This is a genomic window from Hwanghaeella sp. 1Z406, from assembly GCF_048892425.1.
GTDB lineage: Bacteria > Pseudomonadota > Alphaproteobacteria > UBA8366 > Aestuariispiraceae > Pacificispira.
This window is the reverse complement of sequence record NZ_JBLZHU010000001.1, coordinates 916,844-930,622: the sequence shown is the minus strand read 5'-3', so window position 1 is coordinate 930,622 and position 13,779 is coordinate 916,844. Positions and strand designations below refer to the sequence as shown.

At 57.7% G+C, this 13,779-nt stretch carries 3 protein-coding genes; 1 reads left to right on the top strand and 2 read right to left on the bottom strand.

The features are described 5' to 3' along the window. The first annotated feature begins 200 nt into the window (after positions 1–200). Positions 201–12,356: a beta strand repeat-containing protein gene (locus ACOSDR_RS04315; protein ID WP_420730474.1), complete on the top strand. Its 12,156-nt coding sequence runs from the start codon at positions 201–203 to the stop codon at positions 12,354–12,356. A gap of 23 nt (positions 12,357–12,379) precedes the next feature. On the opposite strand, the gene ACOSDR_RS04310 is transcribed toward ACOSDR_RS04315, so the two are convergent. Both ACOSDR_RS04310 and ACOSDR_RS04305 read right to left on the bottom strand, forming a co-directional pair. Further along, the gene (locus ACOSDR_RS04310; protein WP_420730473.1) at positions 12,380–12,886 is read right to left on the bottom strand and encodes a hypothetical protein; all 507 of its coding nucleotides are present in this window, start codon (positions 12,884–12,886) and stop codon (positions 12,380–12,382) included. Between the two features lie 14 nt (positions 12,887–12,900). Beyond that, entirely contained in the window at positions 12,901–13,770 is an 870-nt protein-coding gene (locus ACOSDR_RS04305; protein WP_420730472.1) for an alpha/beta fold hydrolase, read from the bottom strand. Between the last annotated feature and the right edge of the window lie 9 nt (positions 13,771–13,779).

Genomic DNA, 13,779 nt, shown 5'->3' with positions numbered 1-13,779 from the left:
ACTTCACCCTCTCTGTTGCCGTCACCACGACCGATGGCGAGAGTGGCGATACCAGCACCGTTACCGATACGCTGGATGTCACCGTTGATGCGGTAGCCGATACACCGACGCTCAGTGTTGATGCGGCAAGCGGCAGTGAAGACACAGCCATTGCCCTGGATATCAGTTCAGCCCTCACCGACACTGATGGGTCCGAGACTTTGTCTGTTGAGATCAGCGGCATTCCCGACGGCGCGGTTCTGACGGCGGATGGTGAGGCTGTCACGGTGACCGATGGTGTCGCGACGCTGACGCCGGCTCAGCTTGCCAATCTCTCCATCACGCCGCCCGAAAACAGCAGCGACGATTTCACCCTGACCGTAACAGCCACCAGCACCGATGGCAGCGACACCGCGACGACGACGGCCACCCTGCCGGTCTCTGTGACAGGTGTTGCAGATGCGGCGACTGTTGCGACAGCGGATGCGGCGGGCAATGAAGACACCGCCATTGCACTCAATATCGATGTCACCGGTGTTCAAGACGGTGACAGCGCGTCGATCACGATCAGTGATATCCCAGCTGGGGCAACCCTGTCTGCGGGGACCGTCAATGAGGATGGCTCCGTCACCCTGACGCCAGCGGAACTCGAAGGCCTGACGATCACGCCGGCGGCGGACAGCGATGCGGATTTCACCCTCTCTGTTGCGGTCACCACGACCGATGGCGAGAGTGGCGATACCAGCACCGTCACCGACACACTGGATGTCACTATTGAGGCCGTTGCGGATGCGCCGACGCTCTCTATCGATGCGGCAAGCGGCAGCGAAGACACAGCCATTGCCCTGGATATCAGTTCAGCCCTCACCGACACTGATGGGTCAGAGACCCTGTCTGTTGAGATCAGCGGTATCCCAGACGGCGCGGTTCTGACGGCCGATGGTGAGGCTGTCACGGTGACCGATGGTGTCGCGACGCTGACACCGGCACAGCTTGCGAACCTAACCATCACGCCGCCGACGAACAGCAGCGATGATTTTGACCTGACTGTTACCGCGACCAGCACCGATGGCAGCGACACCGCGACGACGACAGCGACCCTGCCGGTCTCTGTGACCGGTGTTGCCGATGCGGCGACTGTTGCGACAGCGGATGCGGCGGGCAGTGAAGATACCGCCATTGCGCTCAATATCGATGTCACCGGTGTTCAGGATGGCGATAGTGCGTCGATCACGATCAGTGATATCCCAGCTGGGGCAACCCTGTCTGCGGGGAGCGTCAATGAGGATGGCTCTGTCACCCTGACGCCTGCTGAACTCGAGGGGCTGACGATCACGCCGGCGGCGGACAGCGATGCAGACTTCACCCTCTCTGTCGCGGTGACCACGACCGATGGCGAGAGTGGCGATACCAGCACCGTTACCGATACGCTGGATGTCACCGTCGATGCCGTTGCCGATGCACCGACGCTCTCTGTCGATGCGGCAAGCGGGGCAGAAGATACGGCCATTGCCCTGGACATCTCCTCGGCACTGACCGATGACAGCGAGACTTTGTATGTTGAGATCAGCGGCATTCCAGACGGCGCGGTTCTGACCGCCGATGGTGAGGCTGTCACGGTGACCGATGGTGTTGCGACGCTGACGCCGGCTCAGCTTGCCAATCTCTCCATCACCCCGCCGGCGAACAGCAGCAATGATTTTGACCTCACGGTTACTGCCACATCGACCGATGGCTCAGATACAGCCACGACATCGGCGACCCTGCCTGTGTCGGTTACCGGTGTTGCCGATGCTCCGACCCTCTCTACTGATGCAGCGAGTGGCAACGAAGATACAGCCATTGCCCTGGACATCTCCTCGGCACTGACCGATGACAGCGAGACCTTGTCGGTCGAGATCAGCGGCATTCCCGACGGGGCTATTCTGACCGCCGATGGTGAAGCGGTTACTGTCACCGATGGTGTCGCGACGCTGACGCCGGCGCAACTGGCCAATCTGACCATCACGCCGCCTGCGAATAGCAGTGATGACTTTGACCTGACTGTTACCGCGACCAGCACCGATGGTTCAGACACCGCGACGACAACAGCGACCCTGCCGGTATCGGTTACCGGTGTTGCCGATGCGGCGACTGTTGCGACAGCGGATGCGGTTGGATCGGAAGATACAGCCATTGCAATCGATATCGATGTCACCGGTGTTCAAGACGGCGATAGCGCGTCGATCACGATCAGCGATATCCCGGCCGGGGCGACCCTGTCTGCGGGGACCATCAATGAGGATGGCTCTGTCACCCTGACGCCTGCTGAACTCGAGGGGCTGACGATCACGCCGGCAGCGGACAGTGATGCAGACTTCACCCTCTCTGTCGCGGTCACCACGACCGATGGTGAGAGTGGCGATACCAGCACCGTCACCGATACGCTGGATGTCACCGTTGATGCGGTAGCCGATACACCGACGCTCTCTGTTGATGCAGCGAGCGGGTCGGAAGATACAGCCATCGCGCTCGATATCAGTTCAGCCCTCACCGACACCGATGGATCTGAGACCCTGTCTGTTGAGATCAGCGGCATTCCCGACGGGGCTATTCTGACCGCCGATGGTGAAGCGGTTACTGTCACCGATGGTGTCGCGACGCTGACGCCGGCGCAACTGGCCAATCTGACCATCACGCCGCCTGCGAATAGCAGTGATGACTTTGACCTGACTGTTACCGCGACCAGCACCGATGGTTCAGACACCGCGACGACAACAGCGACCCTGCCGGTATCGGTTACCGGTGTTGCCGATGCGGCGACTGTTGCGACAGCGGATGCGGCGGGCAATGAAGATACCGCCATTGCACTCAATATCGATGTCACCGGTGTTCAAGACGGTGACAGCGCGTCGATCACGATCAGTGATATCCCAGCTGGGGCAACCCTGTCTGCGGGGACCGTCAATGAGGATGGGTCTGTCACCCTGACACCTGCTGAACTCGAGGGCCTGACGATCACGCCGGCGGCGGACAGCGATGCGGACTTCACGCTCTCTGTCGCGGTCACCACGACCGATGGTGAGGGTGGCGATACCAGCACCGTCACCGATACGCTGGATGTCACCGTTGATGCGGTAGCCGATACACCGACGCTCTCTGTTGATGCAGCGAGCGGGTCGGAAGATACAGCCATCGCGCTCGATATCAGTTCAGCCCTCACCGACACCGATGGATCAGAGACCCTGTCTGTTGAGATCAGCGGTATTCCCGACGGCGCGGTTCTGACCGCCGATGGTGAAGCGGTTACTGTCACCGATGGCGTTGCGACGCTGACGCCGTCTCAGCTTGCCAATCTCTCCATCACGCCGCCTGCCAACAGCAGCGATGACTTTGATCTGACCGTCACCGCGACCAGCACCGATGGCAGCGACACCGCGACGACGACAGCGACCCTGCCGGTCTCTGTGACCGGTGTTGCCGATGCGGCGACTGTTGCGACAGCGGATGCGGCGGGCAATGAAGATACCGCCATTGCACTCAATATCGATGTCACTGGTGTGCAAGACGGCGATAGCGCGTCGATCACGATCAGCGATATCCCGGCCGGGGCGACCCTGTCTGCGGGGACCATCAATGAGGATGGCTCTGTCACCCTGACGCCTGCTGAACTCGAGGGGCTGACGATCACGCCGGCGGCTGACAGTGATGCAGACTTCACGCTCTCTGTTGCTGTGACCACGACCGATGGCGAGAGTGGCGATACCAGCACTGTTACCGATACGCTGGATGTCACCGTCGATGCTGTTGCGGATGCGCCGACGCTCTCTGTTGAAGCGGCGAGCGGCAGTGAAGACACAGCCATTACCCTGGATATCAGTTCAGCCCTCACCGATACCGATGGATCTGAGACCCTGTCTGTTGAGATCAGCGGCATTCCAGACGGCGCGGTTCTGACCGCCGATGGTGAGGCTGTCACGGTGACCGATGGCGTTGCGACGCTGACGCCGGCTCAGCTTGCCAATCTCTCCATCACCCCGCCGGCGAACAGCAGCAATGATTTTGACCTCACGGTTACTGCCACATCGACCGATGGCTCAGATACAGCCACGACAACAGCGACCCTGCCTGTCTCTGTCACCGGCGTCGCCGATGCGCCGACCCTCTCTACTGATGCGGCTTCGGGATCCGAAGATACAGCCATTGCCCTGGATATCAGCTCTGCGCTGACCGATGACAGCGAGACCCTGTCTGTTGAGATCAGCGGCATTCCAGACGGCGCAGTCCTCACTGCAGATGGTGAGGCTGTCACCGTGACCGATGGCGTTGCGACGCTGACACCGGCGCAACTGGCGAACCTGACGATCACACCACCAGCCAATAGCAGCGATGATTTTGACCTGACTGTTACTGCCACCAGCACCGATGGCAGCGACACCGCGACGACGACGGCCACCCTGCCGGTCTCTGTGACCGGTGTTGCCGATGCGGCGACTGTTGCGACAGCGGATGCGGTTGGATCAGAAGACACAGCGATTGCGCTCGATATCGCTGTTACCGGTGTTCAAGACGGCGATAGTACGTCGATCACGATCAGTGATATCCCGACCGGGGCAACCCTGTCGGCGGGGACCGTCAATGAGGATGGCTCCGTCACCCTGACGCCAGCGGAACTCGAAGGCCTGACGATCACGCCGGCGGCTGACAGTGATGCAGACTTCACGCTCTCTGTTGCTGTGACCACGACCGATGGCGAGAGTGGCGATACCAGCACCGTCACCGACACACTGGATGTCACCGTTGATGCGGTAGCCGATACACCGACGCTCAGTGTTGATGCGGCTTCGGGATCCGAAGACACAGCCATTGCCCTGGATATCAGTTCAGCCCTCACCGATACCGATGGCTCGGAGACCTTGTCTGTTGAGATCAGCGGGATCCCAGACGGGGCCGTGCTGATCGCCGATGGTGAAGCCGTCACTGTCACCGATGGTGTCGCGACGCTGACGCCGGCGCAACTGGCGAACCTGACGATCACCCCACCGGCGAACAGCAGCGATGACTTCGATCTGACCGTGACCGCAACCAGCACCGATGGCAGCGACACGGCGACGACAACGGCCACCCTGCCCGTCTCCGTAACCGGCGTCGCCGATGCGCCGACGCTCTCTGTCGATGCAGCAAGCGGCAGCGAAGACACAGCCATTGCCCTGGACATCTCCTCGGCACTGACCGATGACAGCGAGACCCTGTCTGTTGAGATCAGTGGCATTCCAGACGGCGCGGTTCTGACTGCAGATGGTGAAGCCGTCACGGTGACCGATGGTGTTGCGACGCTAACACCGGCGCAATTGGCGAACCTGACGATCACGCCGCCTGCGAATAGCAGTGATGACTTTGACCTGACTGTTACCGCGACCAGCACCGATGGTTCAGACACCGCGACGACAACAGCGACCCTGCCGGTATCGGTTACCGGTGTTGCGGATGCGGCGACTGTTGCGACAGCGGATGCGGCTGGATCAGAAGACACAGCCATTGCAATCGATATCGATGTCACCGGTGTTCAAGACGGCGATAGTGCTTCCATCACGATCAGTGATATTCCGACGGGGGCAACCCTGTCTGCTGGGACCGTCAATGAGGATGGCTCTGTCACGCTGACACCAGCTGAACTCGAGGGGCTGACGATCACGCCGGCGGCCGACAGTGATGCAGACTTCACGCTCTCTGTCGCGGTCACCACGACCGATGGTGAGAGTGGCGATACCAGCACCGTCACCGACACACTGGATGTCACCGTCGATGCCGTTGCCGATGCACCGACGCTCAGTGTTGATGCGGCTTCGGGATCAGAAGATACAGCCATTGCCCTGGACATCTCCTCGGCACTGACCGATGACAGCGAGACTTTGTCGGTCGAGATCAGCGGTATCCCAGACGGCGCGGTTCTGACCGCCGATGGTGAAGCCGTCACTGTCACCGATGGTGTTGCCACGTTGACACCGGCGCAACTGGCGAACCTGACGATCACGCCGCCGGCGAACAGCAGCGATGACTTTGACCTGACTGTTACCGCAACCAGCACCGATGGCAGCGACACCGCGACGACGACAGCTACGTTGCCGGTATCGGTCACGGGTGTTGCCGATGCGGCGACTGTTGCGACAGCGGATGCGGCTGGCAGTGAAGATACCGCTATTGCACTCAATATCGATGTCACCGGTGTTCAAGACGGCGATAGCGCGTCGATCACGATCAGTGATATCCCGGCTGGGGCAACCCTGTCTGCGGGGAGCGTCAATGAGGATGGCTCTGTCACCCTGACACCTGCTGAACTCGAGGGGCTGACGATCACGCCGGCGGCTGACAGTGATGCAGACTTCACGCTCTCTGTCGCGGTGACCACGACCGATGGTGAGAGTGGCGATACCAGCACCGTCACCGACACACTGGATGTCACCGTCGATGCCGTTGCCGATGCACCGACGCTCTCTATCGATGCGGCAAGCGGCAGTGAAGACACAGCCATTGCCCTGGATATCAGTTCAGCCCTCACCGACACTGATGGGTCTGAGACCCTGTCTGTTGAGATCAGCGGTATCCCAGAAGGGGCTGTGCTGACTGCCGATGGTGAAGCTGTGACCGTGACCGATGGTGTTGCGACGCTGACGCCAGCGCAGCTTGCCAATCTCACCATCACCCCACCAGCAAACAGCAGCGATGACTTTGACCTGACAGTCACAGCCACCAGCACCGATGGCAGTGACACTGCTACCACCACAGCGACCCTGCCTGTGTCGGTTACCGGTGTGGCCGATGCGGCGACTGTTGCAACAGCGGATGCGGCTGGATCAGAAGACACCGCCATTGCACTCGATATCGATGTCACCGGTGTTCAAGACGGTGATAGTGCCTCCATCACGATCAGCGATATCCCGGCCGGGGCAACCTTGTCTGCGGGGACCGTCAATGAGAATGGCTCTGTCACGCTAACACCGGCTGAGTTGGAAGGTCTGACGATTACCCCTGCGGCTGACAGTGATGCAGACTTCACGCTCTCTGTCGCGGTGACCACGACCGATGGCGAGAGTGGCGATACCAGCACCGTCACCGACACACTGGATGTAACCGTTGATGCCGTTGCCGATGCACCGACGCTCTCTGTCGATGCAGCAAGCGGCAGTGAAGACACAGCCATTACCCTGGATATCTCCTCTGCCCTCACCGACACCGATGGCTCGGAGACTCTGTCTGTTGAGATCAGCGGCATTCCCGACGGGGCTATTCTGACCGCCGATGGTGAAACTGTGACCGTCACCGATGGTGTTGCCACGCTGACGCCTGCTCAGCTTTCTAATCTTACCATCACCCCGCCTGCGAATAGCAGCGAAGACTTCGATCTGACAGTCACAGCCACCAGCACCGATGGCAGTGACACCGCGACGACAACAGCGACCCTGCCGGTTACCGTCACGGGTGTTGCTGATGCGCCGACATTATCAGTTGAAGCGGCTGCGGGAGTGGAGGATTCGGCGATTGAACTGGATCTTTCGGCAGCCTTAACCGATGACAGCGAGACCCTGTCTGTTGAGATCAGCGGCATTCCAGACGGGGCTATTCTGAAATCTGGTGAGACAGTTATCACTGTGAATGATGGCGTCGCCGACTTAACACCGGCGCAACTGGCCAATCTGACCATCACGCCGCCCGAAAACAGCAGCGACGATTTCACCCTGACCGTAACAGCGACCAGCACCGATGGGACTGATACCGCGACTACGGTTGGCAGCATTCCGATCACGGTGACCGGTGTTGCCGATGCGCCGGAATTGGATGTTCACGCTGCCAGCGGGGATGAAGACAGCGCAATTGATCTGGATATCAGCGCCGCATTGTCTGATTCCGATGAGACCCTGACTGTTGAGATATCCGGCATTCCCAATGGGGCGACGCTGACAGCCAATGGTGTCGCCATTGCAGTCACAGCAGGTGTTGCCACCTTGGCGGCAGGCCAGTTGGAGGCCTTGGCCATCACACCGCCCGCCAACAGTTCTGATGATTTCATCCTGACTGTAACCGCGACCAGCACCGATGGCACCAGCACGGCAACCACCGAAGGCACCATTCCGGTCACGGTCAATGCGGTTGCAGATACACCCAATATGACCGTGAGTGCAGCCAGTGGTACCGAGGACCACGCGATTGCCTTGAATATCACGGCCAACAGCGATGATTCCGGTGAGACACTGAGTATTACGATCGGGGATATTCCTGACGGGGCCGTCTTGATGTCTGGCACCACCGAGATTTCCATCACGGATGGCGAGGCAACTCTAACGCCCGCACAATTGGCCGATCTATCCATCACGCCGCCGAGCAATTCCGATGAGGACTTTGATCTATCCGTCACGGTCACCTCAACGGATGGCAGCAGCACGGCAACACAGTCTGGAACCCTGTCGGTATCTGTTGACCCCGATGCAGACACACCCAGCCTGACCCTGTCGGGCAGCACTGCCGTTATCGACTCCGTCACTGTTGCGCTAACTCTTCCTGATAGCCTTTCGGATAGCCTTACCAACGCGACAGGACCTTATGACCTACCAGCGGGTAGCGGCTTGTCTGGACAGATATTTGATACCAATGGTTCAATGAATTCCCTGTCCGCCGCCGATGCCCTGATCGCAGCGGGGGGACCAGACGTTTCCTTCACGGCAACAACCGTTGACTATGATGGCGGCAGCACCGTTGGAGGGTTCCTGGGATCAGATGGCAGCGGCGCAACAGGCACCACTGGTGCCACTGCAGACACCTTTGTTGTTAAGATTGTGGGCTATATCAAAATTGAAGCCGGCAGTCATAACTTCAGCGTCACCAGTGATGATGGATTCCGCCTAAAAATTGGTGGCGAAACCGTCACAGAATTTGTCAGCGACCGCAGCCCTGAAACAAGCAATGGCAGCTTTAACGCCCCGGAAGACGGCCTGTACCCAATTGAAATCGTCTATTGGGAAAATGGCGGCGGACAGGAACTGAACGTTCAGATGGATGGGACAACGCTGGGCGGCAATATTCTGTATAGCACCCTGCCTGAAGGCGTGATTGCCAATGGGGATGGGTCCTACAGCATTCCGGAGACTGTTGACACTTCGACCAGCCTGACAATTTCTGATCTGCCCGATAATGCGGTCCTTTCGGCTGGCACCAAGAATGCTGACGGCACATGGACAGTAACACCGGAACAAGCTGAAGGTCTGACCGTAACCTATCCTGACGGTGCCATTCACACCGTCACGGCAACCGTTACCGACAGCTATGGGGCAGAACTGGCAAGCGCCGACATCATGACCGGCGCATTACAGACATTCACCGCAGAACTGAATATTCAGTCCGCTCTGGTTGATATTGATGGATCTGAAACGCTGAGCATTCAAATCAGCGCGGATAGTATTCCGGATGGGGCCATCTTCTCCGCCGGTGACGTTCAGGCGGATGGATCGGTCATTCTGACAGCAGATGAACTGGATGGCCTAACCGTTCAATTCCCCGTTGGGACCGAAGATTTCAACCTGTCTATAACAGCGACATCGACGGACGGATCCGACACGGCCAGCATTACGCAAAGTCTGACCGTTACGGTGCCGGATGTACAAGGTGGCACCTACATTGGCACCGAAGGCGCAGATACGATTGTAGGTTCGGCGGGCAACGACGTGATCTATGGCGATGGCGATCCCAATGCCCCCCCTGAAATTGTCGAGACCCCCGTCAATGGAATCTTCCATTTTGCGATGGAGGACACGACTTGGGGCAGCAATGAAACGGTCACGGACTCCCTGAATGGCATTACCGGTACGGCTAAAGGTGACACGGGAAGCAGTACCGGGAAAAATGGCAATTCGGCACAGTTTGACGGCAGTGGCGACTATGTTGTTGTGCCTCATTCCGAGGCCATGGAACTGACCAAGGGCACATTTTCGATTGATTTCATCGCCTGGAATAATGGCACGTTGGCGTCTAAGGACTCGTCAGGATTTGATGATGGCGGGCATTTCGACCTGAACATCAATTCCAATCATGTTGTTGAATTGCGCGTTCAGACGGAAGACGAATCCTTTACGTTGAGCGGCGGCAGTATCAATTACGAAGACTGGCAAAATGCCAGCGTCACCTGGGATGGCGAAACCGTCACGCTTTACGTTAATGGAACCGCCGTGGATTCCGTCGCCTCCGACTGGAACCTGTCGGAAAATGAAAATCCATGGACCTTTGGGGCATCGCAAATCAACAGTGGCGATAATGTCGCCAACAATCTGACGGATTATCTGAACGGCAGGATTGATAACCCGACCCTTCTGGATCAACCGCTGTCTGCGGAGCAGATTGCGGCGATGCATACCAATGGAATACCCGCCACATTGGCATCCGGATTGACCGTTTCCTCCGAAGGCGATGACACAACGGGGTCCACCACGCTTCTGTCTGAAGATTTCAGCAATGGCAGCGGGTCCTTCACTTATTCAGACGGTGTGTTTGGAACCAGCAACGGATATTATGAATCCGGTGCCAGCGGCGCATCAAATGGGGAAACCGGCGGTGGGCTTTCTGTGACCCTGGGGGGCCAGAACAACAATTCTGTGTCCGATATGTCCGGTGGTTGGACGACAACAATCAATGTTGACGATGCGACAGAAAATACGACCCTGACATTCAAGGTCAGAATGGTTTACCCCGCCGATTCCGAATCCGACGAGGCTGCAGAAGTACGGGTTGCGGTGGACGGGCAATTGGTAGGCGCAGGCGGCCAAGATTATGTCATGCGATATGAAGGCGATGGCGATGGCGGCAGCGATTATGACAGCGGCTGGCAGACGATAACCCTGGATCTGGGCAGCCTGCCTGCCGGGGAACACACGATCACGCTGGGCGGTTACTACGAAGGCAAGACGACGTCGGATGAAGAAGTAAACATCTTCTTCGATACCGTGTCTGTTACTGGTGACTCTGTATTTTCTGGAACCACACAAGTCGCCGATAGAACGGAGATGTTCCATACGACCTTTGAAGATAAGAATGATGGCTTCCATGACTCTTCAGATGGTTGGCAGACAAATTCCGATAAAATTGAGGTTCGTTCGGATACATCCGATAATTTTGGTGCGGCAACCGACGGCCATAACTACATCGAGCTGAATACAGATCCTGATGACATCTATGCGGATGCTGCCAGTATTTATCGGGATATTCAGACCGAAGCCGGGCGCGTCTATGAACTGACATTCAGCTATTCCGGTCGTCCCGGCTATGATGACTCTGTAAATTCAATGCTGGTCTCGGCAAATGGGACATCACTGGGCACCTTTACGCATGATATGGAGAACAACTCCTCGCTGGACTGGCAGACAGTGACGGTTCGGTTTACCGGCACGGGTGAGAGCATGCGGCTGGAGTTCGCTGAGAACTCAAATGCCGATGTAGATGGCGGCCGTGGTATGATGCTGGACGACATCACATTGGTTGATACTGGATACGGCCCCAGCATGGCAGATACCATCGACGGCGGTGCAGGATCTGACACGATCTTTGGCGGCGTGGGTGATGATGTCATAGATGGCGGCACAGGCGACGATGTCATCAATGGTGGGACTGGCGCCGACACGATTGATGGTGGTGCCGGATCCGATACCATTGATTACTCCAGCAGCGACGAAGGCGTTATCATCGACTTCCAGAACGGTATTGTTTCGGGCGGCGACGCAGAAGGTGATTCCCTGACCGGTATAGAAAACATCACTGGGTCCGCCCATGATGATACTCTGACCGGCGATGCAGGCGATAACCGCATCCAAGGGGGCGCAGGCGCAGACACCCTGGACGGTGGTGCCGGCAACGACACATTGGATTATTCTGATAGCGATGAGGCCGTCACGATCAATTTCGAAAGTGGTACGGTCACCGGCGGCGATGCCACTGGCGATCAGATCGCCAACTTTGAAAACATGCTGGGGTCCGACTTCAACGATACATTGGTTGGAGATGACGGCGACAATCGCATCGATGGCGGCAAAGGCAGCGATCTGCTGAGCGGCGGGGATGGTGCGGATATCTTCGTGCTGGGCAGCCCTGGCGATGGAATAGACACAATCACCGACTTCAACATTGCCGAGGGTGATCGTTTGGACGTTTCCAGCGTGGTCAACATGAATGACGTGGATGATATCGCCAACTATCTGAAGATAGAAGACGATGGCGCAGGCAACAGCACCGTCATGGTCAATACCAGCGGAGACGGAGAAGCCGCGCACTTCACCGCCGTCGCCAGCCTGGAAGGCGTGACCAACATCGATATCAACAGCATTCTGCAGGACCAGAACCAGAATGGGGAAAATGTCTGATCTTTAGGATCAGGCCTTTTCCCCTAACCCTCTGGAGGGCGGTTCACGGCATCCAGGGCCTTTAGCACATCCTGCAGGCGCAGGACCATTTCCGGATTGGCGATATTTTGTTCCAGCCCACTGCGCACAGTGTCCAGGGCGGCCTGACTTTTGGTTGCCTGGGCATTGAACCACTCCGTTGTGACGCTGGACATTGGGACTTCTTTCGCGCCGGACTGGGTCGAGGCCGCAACCTCAATCTCGCCCGGACGCAAGGCCGCCCCTATCGGGGGGGAAACCTTGTCTTCTGCCCTGATTTCCGTCTCTGACAGGATAAAGCGGCGCAAAACATCGGTCAGTCCCTGAACCCCGGCCCAGATCTGCTTATCGCTGGCACTGCCATCCTGGATATGACCAATCAGATCTTGCGTTAGGGTTTTGACGGATTGCAAGGCGCGATCGCGGCTATCCGCCTGTGCCTGTTGAGAAATCAGGCCAGAAGACATCAATATGAATGCCAAAATCATCAATGGACGCAGCAGTTTACACACCCTGTGACTTCCTTTCATGAAGATCGAACCCAATCCATAACCAGGCCAATCTGATGGGCATCCATCAATGCGGGGGCATGGCCGCATCCGGAAACTTCGATCAAATCCGCCTTTGGACCGGTTCTGGTCATTTGTTCTGCCGTCTCACGACTCAGTAAATCAGAGTCTTCCCCTCTCAGCACCAAAGTGGGTGTGGAAATCTGTGCCCAGAACGGCCACAGATCGATATCGGTGATTTCTGTATTCTTAAAGGCGTCGGCGATGCGCGTATCATAGGCCATTACCCATTTACCATCGGCCTCCTGCTTCAGGGACAATTCCGCCAGATACCGCCAGTCTTCTTCCGTTTTAAGACCAAAGGGCGCATAGGCCTGGCGCACATGATTCAGGGCCAGATCAAAACTGTCGAATCGCCAGGGAACCCCGACATAATCGCCGATACGCTGCAGCGCCTCTTTAGGCACATGTGGCCCAACATCATTCAGCAGCAACCGCTTTATGGGATGTCCGGTCATGACGGCTATGCTCATTCCAATCAGCCCCCCCATGGAGGTCCCGACCCAATCCACATTGCGCAGACCTTCGGCCGCCAGCATGACGGTTATGTCGTTGATATACTGCGCAATCTCATAGGATGCCAACGGCCCCAGATGATCGGATCTGCCCCGTCCGACAATATCAGGGGCCAGAACACGATACCCGGTCCGCGCCAGTTCCATCGCCAGTCGATCAAAATCACGGCCATTCCGGGTCAAGCCATGGACGCAAACAATTGCATAGGCGCCCGTCCGAGGACCCCAATCAGAATACACCATGTCATGAAATCCACCGACATGGGCGCAACGCACTGATTTTTCGGCAAAAGCAGGGGCTTTCGTGGTCACAGGGGCGGT